Source organism: Thermomonospora echinospora, from assembly GCF_900108175.1.
Taxonomy (GTDB): domain Bacteria; phylum Actinomycetota; class Actinomycetes; order Streptosporangiales; family Streptosporangiaceae; genus Thermomonospora; species Thermomonospora echinospora.
In genome coordinates this window covers 48,100-63,261 of the sequence record NZ_FNVO01000030.1, presented here as the reverse complement: position 1 = coordinate 63,261, position 15,162 = coordinate 48,100, and the positions used below count along the sequence as shown (strand labels likewise).

Genomic DNA, 15,162 nt, shown 5'->3' with positions numbered 1-15,162 from the left:
AACCGCAAGCGGGTGGAGCGGCTGATGCGCCGGGCCGGGCTGCAGGGCGTCTACCGGCGGCGAGGGCGCCGCGACCTGGTGAACGCCGCGACGGAGGAGGACCTGGTGCAGCGCCACTTCGACGTCGCCGGCCCCGACCGGCTGTGGCTCACCGATATTACCGAACACCCCACGACGGAAGGGAAACTGTACTGCGCCGCCGTGCTGGACGCCTCTTGCGGGCGCATCATCGGCTGGTCGATCGACACCCGCCAAGACACCGACCTGGTCATCAACGCACTCGCCATGGCCGTCACACGACGCAACCCGCCACCCCGCTCGACAATTCTGCATTCCGACCACGGAACGCAATACACGTCATGGGCGTTCGGGAAACGTCTGCGGGACGCCGGGCTGCTCGGCTCGATGGGCACGGTCGGTGACTGCTACGACAATTCCATGATGGAGTCGTTCTGGGGGACGATGCAACTGGAGTTGCTCGACACCCGGACGTGGAAAGCCAGAGAAGAGCCGGCCGGCGCGGTCTTCGAATGGATCGAATGCTGGTACAATTCTCACAGGCGTCATTCCAGCATCGGAATGCGCAGCCCCGTCGCATTCGAAGGGCTCAACCTGCCCTCAGATGCCCACGAGTGACCTCACCGTTGGTGTCCGTGCAACGGGGGGAAGCTCACCCCGTCCAGGTTCCCGCCGCGGGTGGCGGCAGCGGCCTGCAGTGCGTCGATGACCAGCTCGGTGCGCATGTGGTCGGCGATCGACCAGCCCGCAAGGCGGCGCGAGCCCAGGTCCAGGACGGTGGCCAGGTAGAGGAACTCACCGCCCGCGATGGGCAGGTAGGTGATGTCCCCGACGTACTTGCGGTTGGGGGCCGGGGCGGTGAACTCACGCCTGAGCAGGTCCGGCACCGGTGCCGCATCCGGCTCGGGCACCGTGGTGCGGACCTTGCGGCGCAGGTGCACCCCAACGATGCCGAAGCAGCGCATGACGCGCTCCACCCGCTTGTGGTTGATGCGCAAGCCCTGGCCGCGTAGTTCGGCGGTGACGCGCGGGCTGCCGTAGGTGCCGTCGAAGGCGGCATGAACCTCAGTGATCTGTGCGGCCAGTTCGGTGTCAGCGCGCACCCGCTCGGCCCGCGCGTCGGCGGTGGCCTGCCACCGGTAGAGCCCGGAGCGGGAGACTCCCAGCACCCGGCACAGCCGCTTGACGCCGAACAGCGCACGGTGGTCGGCGACGAACCGCAAGCGGCTCACCAGCTGGTCTCCCCGGCGAAATACTTGGCCGCCCGGCACAGGATGTCGCGTTCGGCCTCCAACTCGCGGACCCGGGCCCGCAACTGCCGGTTCTCCTCCTCCAGCACCGCCTCCGAAGGGGCCGGCCCGGCGGCCGAGGCGGTAGCGGCCTGCCGCGGCCGCCGGGTCGCGGCGGGCGTGACGGTCTCCTGCCCGGCCTGCCCGGTCCGGGCGTTGCGGACCCACAACCGCAGCGTCTCGCGGTTGATGCCCAGGTCCCTGGCCACCGACGCGTACGTGCGCGTCGGGTCCGACAGATACAACGCGACGGCGTCCGCTTTGAACTCAGGCGGGTACACCTTCATGCCCACAAAGGACTCCTTGATCTCCAGATCTCCATGATCCGGCACTCAAGGTGTCCACACTCCAGGGGGAGGGCCCAACCTCTCTAGCGGTCACACCCTTCGGGCGTGGCTTCTTTGTGGGGGTCGCGCCGACCCCCACACCCCCTCGCGCCGGGCGCGCGGTCCCTCGGCCGTGACGGTGCGGGCAGCGCGGCCGCCGCGTGGACAGGTAAGGCACCCGGCAACGGGGCGGCGGTCATTCTTCCTGCAGATGCTCGGGCTGAGCAGCGCGCGGCGAGGCGTACCCGGCCTCACGGGGGTTTCGTCCGGGCTGACTCTGCAGGGCCTGAGGCGATGACCTGCGGGTTGGAGGGTAAGTCCGAACAACCGCTGCTGATCTCGTTCGGACTTACCTTGCGCCTTCAGTGGAATGAGGGTCCCTCGGCTCGATCGGACGCAGGTCGTGAAGCACGCGCGAACGGTCGGTCCAGTCGTAGATGCCGGCGCGGTCGGTGGAGGTGGACAAGACGGTGGCGCGAGCACAGGCGATGAAGCCCGGCTCGGCGTCCGGCGTAGGCAAGGTCAGGCACAGGAACCGGGCGTGGAACCGGGCGGGCACTTGGGCGAAGTCCAGGATGCTGAGGCGTGTCTGCTCGTCTGCCGGCTGGAGGACCAGCGGGTCGTAGAACGTGCGGAGCTTGACGGCACGGACGTCTTCGAACAGGACGTTGATGTGCTCGTCACCGTTCGCGTCGGCATGGCCATGCATCAGCAGCTCTGAGTGGCTGACTCCATAGCGCCAGGGACGGAACCGGCGCTGCAGCGTGAGGACCTCCATGGCGCTGATCATGCCCGGACCCGCAGCTTCCCTGAAGAGTTAGTTCGGAACCTGAAGCGTTCGCGCGGACTGGACACAGGGCACATGCCCCCGGCACGTGGCGACAGACCTTGACCGGTGCCATGTCGTATTCGACGGTGTCGTATTCCGTCAGGCTGTAGCGCCGCTCTGCTCCGGCGAGAGCACCGCCGGGACGGCCGCACCCCAGCGGGAAGGGCACTCCACCTGAGGAGAGAGGAGTGGCCCCCGCGCTGCTGAGATCAGCCGAAGGCGGGACCGGTCCCATGGCGGGTGCTTAGGGTTAGCGGGTATGGGCGGATCACACGAGTTGCGCGGTCACGAGCGGCCAGTCCGGTCTCTGGCGGCCGTCCCAGCGGCTGACGGCCGGGTGCCTATTGGCAAGCGGGGACGCGGGCGGGTCCGTGCGGCTGTGGGATCCGCAGTCAGGGCATCTTGTCGGCGGGCCCGTGAACGTCGACGAGGTCGATGTGGTGGGGCTCGGTGCCGTGCGGCTTGGGTCCGGGGCGTGGGCTTTGGTGAGCTGGGGGAGCGAGCAGCTCACGCTGTGGGATCCGCTGGACTTGAGCGACGCCGGATCGCCCTTGTTGCAGGTCGACGTGAGCGCTGCCTGGGCCATGGCCGTTGTACCCGCGACCGCCGCCGCACCCGGGCTGATCGTCACCTCGGAGCAGGAGGGGGTGCGTGTCATTGATCCCGAAAGCGGTCGTACCGTCTTCCGGGCCGCCGTCGGCGATCCCCTACTCCTCCGTTTGGCAGGCGGGCGGTTCGGGGATGAGAAGGCCGGATTCGCCGTCGTAGGCTACGACGGCCGCATGGAACTCTGGGCCCCGGACGGGTCCGCCGGCGCCGGGGAGTGGCGGCGGCGCGACCTCAGGTTGGACAGCTCCGACAGGCCGGATGACATGGTCTTCCTCACCGGCGCCGACGGCGATTCCCTCGTCGCCATTGCGACAAAGCACAAGGTCGCCGTGTGGAATCTGCGCACCGAAAAACGGGTGATACAGGCCAACTTCGATGTCAGCGTCGACGCACTGACTCCTGTTCCCCTGGGTGACCGGACCCTTCTGGCCCTCGGCTTCACCAAACGGCAGAACGCGGGCGTACAACTCTGGGACCCGCATACGCAGCGACTGGTCGGCGAGGTGTTCCACCTGGTCGGACGCGGGCCCGACGACCTGGGCGGTAACAGCGTGCGCGCCATAGTCGGCATTCCCGGCCAGGATCGAAGCGTTCGCGTCGCCAGCGGGACCCACCTTGACAGCTTCGTCCGCGTGTCGGCGCCGCTCGACCTCGGTGTGCTTCCCGGGGCTGAGAACGCAACCGAGGGCACGCAGGACAGCCCGCAGGGAACCGGAGCGAAGACCCGGGTCACCAAGGACACCGAGGTGAGGGCGGCCACCGTATCTGCGGCGATCGAGGCTTTCACCGACGCGATCGAGGCGACTCCGGTCATCGACCAGGACCGGCTGCAGGCCGAGTACGACAGCCTCCGCAAGGCCTGGGGGGTAAAGGGGCTGGTCAACGGTTCGTTCGAGGAGATCACCGAGATCCTGCGCGTGAATCTGGAGATCGACGCCAGACGACTCAGCGGTACGTACTTTGTGATCGACTTCATGGAGTACAACCAATGCACCCAGGTGAACACGATGCATAGCGGCGGGTTCGGCCCGTACCGCGTGTGGCGGACTGCCGACGGGTTGTCCCTGTACTCCAACCGGCAAGTCCTGCGCCGACGAGACGAAGAACAGCGGGTGGGCAAGCTGTGGCGCTGGTGGCGACGGCGGTGAAATAGCTTCCCTGGGATCACCGCATCAACCGGGCGTGCGGCCTCTGCGGGCCGGACCCGGCACCACGCACCACGCGGCCGTCCTTTGCGTGCGCGCGTGGGTGTCTCCAGAGGAGCCGGAAATCCCCCGGCGGCTGCTGACCGGGCGTGGTCAGCGCGGCCGGGCGGCACCGAGAACGGGCACGAGCGGCGGGAGTGACGGGAGAGAGCGAGCAGCGGGAGGGCGGGACTGGTGTCCTGCCGTATTCGACCGTGTCGTATTCGGGGGCGGGTGCTTACATGGCCCTGTGAGCACCTTTGATCGGTAGGAAAGGGCTTTGGCGACGGGGCGTCGTCGAGGTGTGCAGGGTGGGCGGAAATCCCGGGTGTTCGTGCGGCTCGCCGACCTTCGGAGCTGTTCGGAGCGGCACCCGCGTGCCGGAGTCTCTTCATAAATCAAGATCGTCGTACAGGGGTTCAAAGGCAGGGACGGCCCCTGTGGCTTTTGGAGAGGGCACTCATTCCGGGATGATCAGGATGGTGGCGTCGGCAGGGTCGCCTGCCGGTACTAGAACTCGCAGCGTGAGGTGTGGTGCGGTCAAAGACACGCGCCAGGAACCATCAGACCGCTGTTCGGTACTGGCCACCCGGAGGGACTCCAGGCGGTAGTCGTGCGCAAGCGCGGCGGCGATGGCGGCGTCAACGGCTTCTTCCTCGCTGAGAGGTCCATCAGTGTCCGCTCCTCGGCTCTGCCAGCGGTCCCGTACGGACTGGAACAGCCTTGAGGCGGCCCGTACCACGACGGAGTCGGTTCGGTTGCCGATGATCCCGCCGATGCCGGCAGCCCCCAAGTAGGTGGCAACTTCGATGGCCACCTCCATGATGTCTTGCGGCGACGCCGCAAAATCAGGGGGCAAGGGAGCGATATCAGGGGGCGAGGGGTCGATGCGGTCGGGCACAACGGGCAGCGGGGTAGTGTCAGGCCCCTTGGGCGTGTCCGTGACCTCGCGCCATAGCCGCAACGCTGTCATGACTTCGGATTCGGGCTCCTCGGGTCCCTTGGACCACGCTCGCCCGTAACCATCCGTGATCCCGTACAGCAGGACGTGGAGCTCCATCGAGCTCTCGGGGATCGCCTCACCCTGCAGGTACGCCTCGACCTGAGGCGCTGACATGGGAAAGATCTGCCCCTGGGTTCGGCTGGCGATCTCCTCCGCACCCGGTGCCCCGTGCCTGGCCCAGATCTGCCGTAGACAAGCCACGTATACCGATAGCACCTCGGTGTTCTCAGCCATGTCTCACCGCCCTTCCCCTCCCCTGTCGGGCTTTGACGGCTCAGTGTGACGAGAGGTTCCGGCCAAGCGTCGGTGGGCTCACAGACTGCTCTCGGCTGTACTTACAGCATCCCTCCGACCCGATCCTGTTGGATGCGAACGGTAGTGAGGCCTCCTGGTCAGGCCCACGGGCCGGTTCACCGAACTTGATCTGCTGCGTAGGCGCGGTTCCGCAGCTGAGGGCTGCATCGTCCTCCCGAGAAGTATGGGCAGGTACTTTTCCATCGTGGTGATGCTGGAGTGTCCCAGTCTGCGTGTGGCGTTCATAGTCGCGGGCCGACCTACAGTGGGCGGTCGGCCAGGCCAGGGGCCGTTCGGCCACCCACCGCTTGGGGTGGACCTGGAATCCGCGCCGGTGTGGGGGTGTGCCGACAATGTGCACCCAGAGGCCCAGCACGGTGCGTGCCCAGGCCGCTGGCCAGATACAGGTTCAGCTGCAGCATGGCGGCCTCTGGTATGGCTTCAATCCGCTACCTTTACATTGTATATTTTTTTGGTGTCGCTCAGGCGGCGGTACGGGAACGGTTTGCTTCACAGCGCATCCCCGCACGGCTTGACCTGTGTCGCAGACACTACTGCGGTCGCGACAAGCACGAGCCACAGAAAGATCCGAACCACGCCCCCACCCGCCTCCGTGGCTATGGCGAGCTCACCATCACCCGGCTGAAGACTCGGACCATCTTGTGCAAACTGCGCTGCTGCCCCACAGCACTGGTCGCATCGCAAAGCCACCTGCGGCTGCACGCACGCCAGACCGGCTCTTGAGAGGGGAAGCCCAGTTGGGTGAGGGCCGCCGTCCGTCGACGGGCCCATGGCGGCCTGGTGAGGTCTGCTACGTGGCCCCTGCTGCGACCGGTGACCGTTGGCCTAGAGCGGGCGCGGCGTTGATTGGAAGATTTCCGCGCGGACAGGCCATGCCAGCACGGGCAGGCCGCTAGCGTGACCCCCTGAATGGGACCGCGCGGGGTAGGGCTTAACGTCATGCCCGAACTGGGCGGTTCATCACTTGGATGCGGAGGCATGATGAGGCTAGCACCGCACGAGCAGCACCTTCCCGGTCCGCGGCCGCGGCCAGATTCCACAGACCTACAGGGGCTCACGCTGCGGCAGGTGGCCAAGTGGGCCGAAGGCCAGGCTCGCTGGCTGGCTTCCTATCTCGACCTGGACCACGAGGATCCACGGGTGTTCTTGCTGGCGCAGGCGGCCAAGTTCGGTGAGGAGGCCGGTGAACTTCATGCGGAGGTTCTCGGGCATGCCGGAATCCACCGGCGGGACAAGGCTGGCCAGTACAGCCAGGACTCCCTTGGTGCTGAGATGGCTGACGTGATCGTGTGCGTTGCGCTGCTGGCGGCGTTGACCGGTACCGATCTCAACGCGGCTGTGACGGGAAAGATCGCGCAGCTCAACGCCCGGCGTTAACGCAGCCGCAGTGTTGTGTCCAGGGCATTGGACACAAAGAGGCGCATCCGCCCCTGTCCGGATGGCATCAGTTTTCTTTCTTTAGAAGAATTGCTGCCTCTGTTACTGTCCGGGGTGAATCGGTCGATAGATCCTGGCCGATAACGGACACAGGGGTGATTTCGGGTGCATGTGCTCCTTGCATTGCGGCTGGCCGTTTGCTGGTGTCATCCCTGCAATCTTGCACTGCGGTAGGCCGCCATGGTGCGAGGTCGGTTCATCGCGCTTGAGGGTCCGAAGGGCGTCGGGAAGACGACCTTGTGCGCCGCGCTGGCCGAACGGATCACCGGTACGCCGGGGGCCTCCAAGGTGCTGATCACCAAGGAGCCCACACCGCGATTCGACCTCGGCAATGAGCAGCGGTTGACCGGTCTGGCCTTGGCCAAAGCCATCGCTGCTGACCGGCGCTGGCACGTGGACGCCGAACTCGAACCGGCTCTGGCTGCCGGGCGCACGGTCATCTGCGACCGTTACATCCTGTCCAGCTACATCTTCCATACTGGTGACGGTGTCGCAGAAGACGTCATCGACCGGCTGAATGAATCCTTTCCGCTACCGACGCTCAACGTAGTGCTGTACGTTCCTGCCGATGCGCTTCGTGAACGCTTGAACGCACGTTCTTCGGCGACCCGGCTGCAAAAAGGGTCTACGAACGAGTTCTCCCTGTACATCCGGTATGCGGAACGGATGCGGAGGCTGGACGTCCCCTACAAGATCGCCAATAATGCCGACATCGGCGATCAAGAAGCGCTCACCGGCTGGCTGGTGAACTGCTGCACAGGAGGACTCCCATGACCCTGCGGTTGCCCGACTTGGACGCTCCCGGCGGTGACCTCGAATTCCTGCTTGGTGTGATCTTCAACCAGCGGATCCGCGCGGAGACGGCCTGGTGTGCCCCGGCCCGGCTCGGCGACCGGCTCGGCGGCCTGGACGCCGCAGACCTGGCCGTCTTGGACGCCGGGGATCTGGCTGACGTGCTACGCCGCAAACCCGCCGTGCACCCGTTCGCCACCACCATGGCCCGTAACGTCATCGGCACCTGCCAGGTGCTGGTGCGCGACTACGGCGGCCAGCCTCGCCGCCTGTGGAGCGATGAGCCGTCGGCTCCTGTACTGCTGCGACGGTTGACGGCGCTGCGTGGCATCGGTCACCACAAGGCGAGTGTGGCCATCGCGCTGCTGGCCGGCGAGTACGGCATTGCCATCTGTGGCGGCGACGGCCTCGTTGGCCAAGCCTTGGCGCGCTGTCCCCGGCTCGAAGAAGTCCTCTTGCACCCTCAAGGAGGCACCGATGTTGCTGCCGACCGTCCAGTTCGACGACGAGGCCCAGTGCTTCACCAGCACTGACAACGTCAAGACCGAACAACTGGTCGCGGCCATGGACCGGCCGCTGAGCCTGACGTTCCAGCTCACCCGCAACTGCAACTTCCGCTGTGTGTACTGCTCTGAGCCGCCCGGCATCCGCACCCGCGCCCCCGACGAAGTCCTCGCTATGATCGACAAGCTGGCAGGGATGCGGCGCATCATCTTCTCTGGCGGTGAGCCCATGGCCTACAAGCACTTTTGGCGCGTCCTGGAACACGCCCAGGGCAAGTTCGAGCGCATCGTGCTGTCCACCAACGCCAGCCTCATCACCCGCGACGCCGCAGCCCGTCTGCGCGACCTGGTCCACTACGTCGACGTCACCGTGGACGGGCCTCGTCGCCAGCACAACGCCATCCGCGGCCAGTATGACAAGGTCATCCGTGGCCTGCGGCGCTTGGCCGAGGAGGAGATCCCCCTGTCGGTCATCTGCGTGTACATGGGCCGCAACAAGCATGTGATCAACTACATTGCGCAGACCGGCGACATCTTCGGTGCCAAGAAAGTCAAGATCCTCACCACCATCCCCAAGGGGCTCAGCAAGAACCTGTTTGAAGACTTCACTACTGGTGAGGAACTCGACCGCCTGTATGAGCATTTGCAGGCCGAACGCGAGCGCAACGGCTGGAAGCCGCGGATCACCATCGCCGACTGGATGCGTATCGGCGCCGGCCACGCCATCTTGATCGAACCCGATGGACGGGCCGTGGCCTCGCCCGTGTGGCAAGAGCCCGACTGCATCGTGCCTTTCGGCAACCTTCACACCCAGACCGTCCAACAGTTGTGGGACGCCTTTCCCTACAAGACGCATCATCTGGACAAGTACCTCGAACGAACGATGATCGTCTTGGAGTAGCCACTGCTCGTCTGGCGCGGCGACACCGCCGCGCCAGAGAAAAGAATCGGCAGCGGCCTGGCCGCGACGACGTCCCCTTTGAGGCAGTCGCCCTAGTGCCAGGGTTGACTGCCGTCTGGCGTCTGCTCGAGGGTGTCTCAGCGTTTGCCGCAGGTATGGGGCCTGGAGGAGAGCTGCTCCTGCTGTCGGTGCGAACCCGTCCTTGGCCGCAGCTGAGAAGCGGAGCCCGTCGATGCACGCCCTTTGCAGAGATCATTTCCTCTTTGATCACTGGTCGGGATGATTCGTCAGGCCCGCTGGTGGGTGTGCAGGGTGCGATTATGGAAGAGTGGAAGCAGGAGAGGCGTGGGCGTATCGGGCTCGCCGAGCCGATGACCTTGTAGAGGTCTCGATTGTCCGGTTCGGGACTCGTCGACCGCCGCGTGTGCTGGTCCGGTTCGTCGATGTCTCATTCGAAGGGCGTGAGGAATGGGTGCCGCCCGCCCGGTTGAAGGTGCCGTGGGAGCAGGTGGAGGAGTATCGGGCCCGGGAAGCGCGGTGGGAACGGGTCAACGCGTCCGGCCTGTCTCTTGACGACCCGCGGGAGAGCGTCGCCGAGGGTGTCATTGAGGAGTTGTTCGATGAGGAGAAGGTATGGCTCGATCATCGCTCCTCAGGAGTGGTCTGTATCACCGACCCGGCTCGTCTGGCGTTGGAGCTGGGGCTGGATGAGCAGCAGCTGACCGGGCATCCGGATGCATTCGTCGAGGATGGAGTGCTGGTCGCGCCATGGGAAGTCACTGAACTGATTGCTACGACTGCGGTGCGGCGGAACCCTGAGCCGTTCCTGCTGCAAGTGCGCAATGAGGAACGCAAGGCCCGTTACGAGGCGATTCATGGCAGGTGGTCACGTGGCGGGCGCCGCAGCAACGACCATTATTTTGAACCTGAGTTCTGCGCCAAGTTCGACAACGACTACTACAGGCCTCGCAGAGAGATCCTGCTTTCTTGGTGCGGCGTCGATGCGGTGGAGCGCTTCGATGAGCTTGTGGAGCTGCGCAAGGAGGTTCGCAGGGTCGGTGAGCTGGCCCAGTCCGCGATCGACGCGTTGAAGGCTGCCGGTCATGCTTCCGAGGCATCACGGTTGCAACGTGAGCTCGGAACGCCGGTGGAGACGCTCCGTTTTGAGGAGACCGACGACTAGTCCGGCGGTCGATAGGCGCTCATGCCAGGCGGCATGAACTCATCAAAGTCAGAAGGTTCAATGGTTGCAGGCGTGACATAGGTCAAGGAGTCCAGATCGTGGAGAGGGTCGATGCGGTCGGCTTCGCTTTGCGCCCACTGCGTCCACTCCATGATGCGCTGCGCCTGGCGCGGGTCGTCGCAGGCGTCAATGGCATCTTTCAGGCGTGCGCAGTAGCTTCGAAGTGCTTCGGCCTCGGCTGATCTGGCTGCCTGCCGGTGAAGACGATCGCGATTCAGCGCGTCGAGGTATGCGCGCTTGGCGCGCGGTATCGCCTCTTCCCATGCCTGCCGGCGCCGCAGCCGTTCCGCTTGCGCGCGGTCGCGTGCCTCGAGCTGGGCCGCGGTGCGATCAGCGATCTCCTTGAACACCGCTGGGAGCTTTTGGTCGAGGTTCCACCGCTTACGGTCGGCCCAAAACGTCGATCCGTATCCTGCCTCGAGCCGCAGGATCAGCCTGCCGGAGAAGACTTGGCCGAGGGAGGAGGGGACGCGCTGCCAGTCGTACTTGGCCGCCGCCAGCTTCTCGCTGTCCATGACCTCGCCGCGCTCGAGCTCCTCCGCCAGTGTGAACTCGAAGCATATGTCATCGTTGGTGATCTGAAAGCCCGGTTCGCCCTCGTGACGAAGCCCGAAAGCATAGCCGCGGCGGCCGCATTCGTCGGCGATAGCTTGCGCGATCAGCAGGGCGCGGTCCTTCGTCTTGGCTGACACATGCAGCAGTCCCGGGGTGTCGCGCAGCGCACGGACCGCTTCATGGCTGCCATGCAGCGACTGTGGTACGGGGATGGAGGGTAGCGGTTCTGGCTGCGGTGGAACCTCATCCACGCTGATCAGCTGGATCACCAGGTCGCCTCTGTCGCGGCCTGTGTGCCTGAGCACATGCCCTTCGGGAACCAGCCTCTCGGTGATCGCTCTGCTGATCGCCCGCCGATACGCCCCCGCACGGGAGCCGGTGGGTCAGGAACGGTGAGCACACCGCCGTGCGTCAGTTTGGCCAAGAGTGCCTGCGCCGAGACCTCCTCGATGGCCGGGGAGGGCGGTGAGGCTTTCGTCTGCTCTCGTGTTGCCCGGCGGGGATGCTGCCGTGGAGGCGGCACGGCCTGCTCTGCGGGCTGGTAGCGGCCGTGTTCGAGGTAGTAGCGGCCGTGGTCGGTGATCGTCGCGTTCCAGGAGTTGCGGCGCCGCTTGATCGTGACCAGTCCACGGTCAGCCAGCGCGTACGCGCTCTGCTTGTAGGTGAAGCCGTCCCATCGACCGGCAGGGCAGCCTTCGGCCACCCACTGCAGAACGCTCAGCTGACGCTGCGATAAGGGCGGATAGCAACGGGGCACTCCCCCAGGCTGGCACGCGTGGCTGCTACGAGCCACGGCTTCACACGAGTTCCCAGCAGTCATAAGCGACCGACGAGCCACTCCGGCGTCAGCAGAGGCTTCTGCCTTTGCGGGTCTATGGATACATGTTGCTGGAGGATCAACGCCGCCGCGAAGAACCGGCTGATACTGAGGTTGAATTTTCAAGGTCAGGCTAGGTGGAGGGGAAGGCCGGTGTGGGCCAGGAAGCCGGCGAGCAGGTCGGGCTGGTGCTGCAGCCGGGCGGTGATGGTGGCTTTGAGGTCGTCCAGGCCGCCGAGCATGCGGTTGCCCAACCCGATCGGGGTTGACGGGAAGATGGCGCTATGACCGGCTCGACGATCCTTGACCCGCTCACCATGAAGCGCCTGGCGTTCATCCGCCTCCTGTACCAGCAGGGCGTCGATCAGTCCCGGCTGCCGGAACCGCTCAACTTCACCAGCGTCCTATCGTTCCACGACGCCGTCGAGCACTTCCTCGTGCTCACTGGCGAGCATCTCGGCGCGACGCTGCCCAACCACATCCAGTTCATGAGGTACTGGGACGAACTGCACCCTAACAAGCTGGCGAACGGGATCGTGCTGTCCGGCAAGGTCGCCATGGACAGGCTTAACCGAGCGCGGAACAACTTCAAGCACGTCGGTGCGCTCCCCGGCACGCCGACCGTCGAGCAGGCCCGCGGTGATGTGACCGCGTTCTTCGAGGACAACACCCCGAGGGTGTTCGGGGCGGCCTTCAACGAGATCGACATGGCCGACCTCGTCACGCATGAAGACACCCGGAGCGCCCTCAAGCGGGCGGCAGCGGCGTGGGATGCAGGCGAACACGTCAAGGCGATGGCCCTCCTGGTGAACGCCTTTGACGACCTCTTCGACGAGTATGTGTCCGCCAAGGGCGCCAGACAGGCGTTCGCCTTCGGCCCACAGATAGGCGTACCGCTGTTGTCTGCGCGGATCGCGACGCTCCTCGAGGCTCGACCTTCCCGCGCGGCAAGGAAGGAGATCGACCTGATCGCAGAGCTGCTCGATCAGGTGGCGATGTTCGCAGATCCGGCTCAACAGGCCCTGCGAGTGATGAGCCTGGGTATCGCCTACGACGAGTACGTACGTTTCCGGTCCCTGTGCCCATGGATCATGCGCATGGACCCGGATCTGTTCGTTCAGCGTCCGAAGGACTACACACCGACCGTTAACGACTTCAGGTACTGCCAGCAGTTCATGATCACCGTAGCGTTGCGAATCACCGAGATGCAAACACATTTGCCAGAGGTTCGCCAAGGCGAGAAAGAGACCCTGGAATTCACTATTTCGATGGACGGTAGCGAAAAGACCGAATGACGGGCGCTGACTAGTGTCTCGCAATTGAAAGCCTGAGATTTTCTGGCGGCCGTCTGCCAGCATGGCTGCCGTGAAGTTATCGAAGGATCAACGCCGAGAGTTGCTGGCACTTGCCGGTGACCGGAACGTCGCTGCGGCCGTATGCGATCGGGCACGGATGGTGCTGTGGCGTGATGAGGGGCGGCCGGTCGCCGAGATCGCCGGCGCGCTGAGGACGACGAAGCAGAAGGTGTATCGATAGCTGAGCCGTTATCAGGGCTTGGGAATCGATGGCCTGGCAGACCGTAAACCGACGGGCCGTCCGCGTGAGGTGCCGAGCTCGGTGCGTTCCAGAATCATGGCGCTGACTCGCATTTCGCCGCCCGCGGAGACCGGTTTAAGTCACTGGTCGAGCCGCGAGATGGCCAGACGCCTGAAACGTGAGGGGATCTATGTCTTCCATAACTTCATCGCGCAGATATGGCGGGAACATGACCTGAAGCCGCACCGGCAGGGCACCTTCAAGCTGTCCACGGATCCGGACTTCGCCGAGAAGGTGATCGATGTCGTCGGGCTCTACCTGGCCCCTCCGGTGGGCGCGGTGGTGCTGTCGGTGGACGAGAAGACCCAGATCCAGGCTCTGGATCGGATACAGCCGGTGCTGCCGATCTCGTTCGGCAGCACCGAGCAACGTACACATAACTACGTGCGCCATGGCACGACGAATCTGTTCGCCGCGCTCGACGTCGCAGGACCGCCATGATCATCATGACGATAGAGCTCTTATCGGTGGCGTCTTCCTGGTTCTCATGTCCCATCAGTGGGAGCCTTTCTTGAGGGACTTGGTCCATTCATTGCCCGGTCCGACAACGACCTTGGCCTCCGGCCCCGGCGTGAGGGCCACCACACCGCGGCTGGCGTCGATGTAGACGACGAGCGTGCTCATGTCGCTGTAGGAGGCGTTGAAGCCCCGGCTGAGATAGGTGTCGCCGCTGTCGTCCCAGATGAGCGCCGGCCACTTCCTCATCGCCGTATCGACTGGCCGGGACAGTTTGAGTTCCCGCACCACGCCGATTGCGGCCCTGCTGCGTTTCCGGTTCCAGGGGCCCTCGCGCACGATCTCGTAGTCGGCTCCTGCGAGCATTGCGTTGAGCGGTGCGCTTGCCGCCATGTGACGGTCGGCCTGTGCACGGACAGTGGCTTCGAGTTGGCCGTTCATAGGGCGCGCGCGCCTCGCCTGCGTAGTCTCCGTGCCTGGAGTCGGCGGCGGCGCGGGTATCGCTGCGCCCTCCACGTTGGGGGGAGGCTGCGGGTCGCTGTTCCCGGCTACGACCGGAAGTGCGAGGGATCCGGCTGCAGCGAAGAACATCACCGCCGTGAGCTTTCGTGTGTGTTTCATTAATCCCCTCGGGTCGTACGGCGAAAACCAGGCAGCCTGTGGCGACCGCCGACATCCGGCAATGATCAACACTATTTGCGAAGTTCGCCCCTTGATCAAGAGTGCTGTCCACAAGCGGGCACAAGAGCCTTGGACGGCAGCAAATCCACGAGTCATCGACAATGGCGTGCTGGAGCTGGCCGGACGCGGACTGACCTCGGTGGTCGACTACTCCCCACGGGCCAACTGATCGCGAAGTGTTGCCGAGAAAGCTGCTGCAACCGGCTCCGCAGCTTCCAGCCGCCTGCCACGTACTGACCCCAGCCGGCGGTGTTCTCCCGAACGTGACCCCAGGGCCAAAGTAGCTCTGTGATCAGTCACGGTTGCGGTTCGTGATCGTCACGAGTCGGGTGTGCCGCGCGGTAGCGCATCCCTGACATTCGAGGGCGTCTCCGACCCGGGGGGCCGATCGGGCGAATGGGGATGTGTGGTGCGGCGCGAATGGGAGCCGGAAGAGCTGGTAGAGGCGTGGACGCTGCTGGATGACGACTGGCAGTTGGTGGCCAACAAGACCGGTGCGACGCGGCTGGGCTTCTGCCTGTTGCTGAAGTTCTTCGAGCTGGAGGCGCGGTTCCCCCGGCACGTTGGTGAGATTCCCCATGACGATCGTCCACGTCCGCAAGCCCAAG

Annotated in this window: 16 protein-coding genes and 1 pseudogene; 10 read left to right on the top strand and 7 right to left on the bottom strand. The window is 65.0% G+C overall.

The window, feature by feature from the left end; all coding sequences use genetic code 11:
• A partial coding sequence (locus C4U03_RS36010) for an IS3 family transposase (protein ID WP_146087652.1) occupies nt 1-636 on the top strand: 636 nt, incomplete at its 5' end.
• 8 nt (nt 637-644) lie between these two features.
• On the opposite strand, the pseudogene C4U03_RS42280 reads toward C4U03_RS36010, so the two are convergent.
• Together C4U03_RS42280 and C4U03_RS35995 are read right to left on the bottom strand one after the other, a co-directional pair.
• Nucleotides 645-1,600, bottom strand: a pseudogene (locus tag C4U03_RS42280) (IS3 family transposase); the annotation flags it as partial.
• Nucleotides 1,601-1,982: 382 nt separating this feature from the next.
• Nucleotides 1,983-2,423 carry a hypothetical protein gene (locus tag C4U03_RS35995; RefSeq protein WP_103944282.1) on the bottom strand — a complete coding sequence of 147 codons (441 nt, stop codon included), beginning with the start codon at nt 2,421-2,423 and terminating at the stop codon, nt 1,983-1,985.
• Nucleotides 2,424-2,878: 455 nt separating this feature from the next.
• Here C4U03_RS35995 and C4U03_RS35990 point away from each other — a divergent pair, with 455 nt between their 5' ends.
• Complete coding sequence (locus tag C4U03_RS35990; protein WP_103944281.1) at nt 2,879-4,219, top strand: hypothetical protein; 1,341 nt, start codon at nt 2,879-2,881, stop codon at nt 4,217-4,219.
• A gap of 496 nt (nt 4,220-4,715) precedes the next feature.
• Here the strand turns inward: C4U03_RS35990 and C4U03_RS35985 are convergent, their stop codons facing one another.
• Nucleotides 4,716-5,492 (bottom strand): hypothetical protein, encoded by a 777-nt coding sequence (locus tag C4U03_RS35985; protein WP_103944280.1) that lies wholly within the window; start codon nt 5,490-5,492, stop codon nt 4,716-4,718.
• Nucleotides 5,493-6,641: 1,149 nt separating this feature from the next.
• Here C4U03_RS35985 and C4U03_RS35980 point away from each other — a divergent pair.
• The 5 genes from C4U03_RS35980 to C4U03_RS35960 all read left to right on the top strand — a co-directional run bounded on the left by C4U03_RS35980 (nt 6,642) and on the right by C4U03_RS35960 (nt 10,389).
• Complete coding sequence (locus C4U03_RS35980; RefSeq protein WP_146087650.1) at nt 6,642-6,950, top strand: hypothetical protein; 309 nt, start codon at nt 6,642-6,644, stop codon at nt 6,948-6,950.
• 240 nt (nt 6,951-7,190) lie between these two features.
• Nucleotides 7,191-7,784 carry a dTMP kinase gene (locus C4U03_RS35975; RefSeq protein ID WP_103944278.1) on the top strand — a complete coding sequence of 198 codons (594 nt, stop codon included), beginning with the start codon at nt 7,191-7,193 and terminating at the stop codon, nt 7,782-7,784.
• Nucleotides 7,781-8,335, top strand: a complete 555-nt coding sequence (locus tag C4U03_RS35970) for a hypothetical protein (protein ID WP_103944277.1) — start codon at nt 7,781-7,783, stop codon at nt 8,333-8,335. Before C4U03_RS35975 ends, C4U03_RS35970 begins: the two co-directional genes overlap by 4 nt.
• Nucleotides 8,280-9,206 carry a radical SAM protein gene (locus C4U03_RS35965; RefSeq protein ID WP_103944276.1) on the top strand — a complete coding sequence of 309 codons (927 nt, stop codon included), beginning with the start codon at nt 8,280-8,282 and terminating at the stop codon, nt 9,204-9,206. Before C4U03_RS35970 ends, C4U03_RS35965 begins: the two co-directional genes overlap by 56 nt.
• 424 nt (nt 9,207-9,630) lie before the next feature.
• A complete protein-coding gene (locus tag C4U03_RS35960; RefSeq protein ID WP_146087649.1) occupies nt 9,631-10,389 on the top strand; it encodes a hypothetical protein in 759 nt (252 codons plus the stop codon).
• On the opposite strand, the gene C4U03_RS35955 is transcribed toward C4U03_RS35960, so the two are convergent.
• The 3 genes from C4U03_RS35955 to C4U03_RS42725 form a co-directional block, all read right to left on the bottom strand.
• Complete coding sequence (locus C4U03_RS35955) at nt 10,386-11,273, bottom strand: hypothetical protein (protein WP_146087648.1); 888 nt, start codon at nt 11,271-11,273, stop codon at nt 10,386-10,388. The two genes, C4U03_RS35960 and C4U03_RS35955, sit on opposite strands and share 4 nt — an antisense overlap.
• Nucleotides 11,270-11,707, bottom strand: coding sequence for a hypothetical protein (locus tag C4U03_RS40170; RefSeq protein WP_146087647.1), 438 nt, complete (start codon nt 11,705-11,707; stop codon nt 11,270-11,272). The genes C4U03_RS35955 and C4U03_RS40170 overlap by 4 nt, the downstream gene beginning before the upstream one ends.
• Nucleotides 11,708-11,949: 242 nt before the next feature.
• Nucleotides 11,950-12,075: a hypothetical protein gene (locus C4U03_RS42725; protein ID WP_268817576.1), complete on the bottom strand. Its 126-nt coding sequence runs from the start codon at nt 12,073-12,075 to the stop codon at nt 11,950-11,952.
• Nucleotides 12,076-12,105: 30 nt separating this feature from the next.
• On the opposite strand from C4U03_RS42725, the gene C4U03_RS35950 reads away from it, so the two are divergent.
• A complete protein-coding gene (locus tag C4U03_RS35950; protein WP_103944273.1) occupies nt 12,106-13,116 on the top strand; it encodes a hypothetical protein in 1,011 nt (336 codons plus the stop codon).
• A 241-nt stretch (nt 13,117-13,357) separates the two neighbouring features.
• Complete coding sequence (locus C4U03_RS35945; RefSeq protein WP_407701469.1) at nt 13,358-13,858, top strand: helix-turn-helix domain-containing protein; 501 nt, start codon at nt 13,358-13,360, stop codon at nt 13,856-13,858.
• Nucleotides 13,859-13,912: 54 nt separating this feature from the next.
• Here the strand turns inward: C4U03_RS35945 and C4U03_RS35940 are convergent, their stop codons facing one another.
• Complete coding sequence (locus C4U03_RS35940) at nt 13,913-14,314, bottom strand: hypothetical protein (protein WP_146087645.1); 402 nt, start codon at nt 14,312-14,314, stop codon at nt 13,913-13,915.
• Nucleotides 14,315-14,585: 271 nt separating this feature from the next.
• Here C4U03_RS35940 and C4U03_RS40820 point away from each other — a divergent pair, with 271 nt between their 5' ends.
• On the top strand, nt 14,586-14,723 hold the full coding sequence (locus C4U03_RS40820) for a hypothetical protein (RefSeq protein WP_160147211.1): 138 nt from the start codon (nt 14,586-14,588) through the stop codon (nt 14,721-14,723).
• The last annotated feature ends 439 nt before the right edge of the window (nt 14,724-15,162 follow it).

Coding starts and splice junctions, on each gene's coding strand:
- C4U03_RS35950 (WP_103944273.1), top strand. CDS start 12,106: ATGACCGGCTCGACGATCCTTGACCCGCTCACCATGAAGCGCCTGGCG.
- C4U03_RS35940 (WP_146087645.1), bottom strand. CDS start 14,314: ATGAACGGCCAACTCGAAGCCACTGTCCGTGCACAGGCCGACCGTCAC.
- C4U03_RS35995 (WP_103944282.1), bottom strand. CDS start 2,423: ATGATCAGCGCCATGGAGGTCCTCACGCTGCAGCGCCGGTTCCGTCCC.
- C4U03_RS35985 (WP_103944280.1), bottom strand. CDS start 5,492: ATGGCTGAGAACACCGAGGTGCTATCGGTATACGTGGCTTGTCTACGG.
- C4U03_RS35970 (WP_103944277.1), top strand. CDS start 7,781: ATGACCCTGCGGTTGCCCGACTTGGACGCTCCCGGCGGTGACCTCGAA.
- C4U03_RS35965 (WP_103944276.1), top strand. CDS start 8,280: ATGTTGCTGCCGACCGTCCAGTTCGACGACGAGGCCCAGTGCTTCACC.
- C4U03_RS35975 (WP_103944278.1), top strand. CDS start 7,191: ATGGTGCGAGGTCGGTTCATCGCGCTTGAGGGTCCGAAGGGCGTCGGG.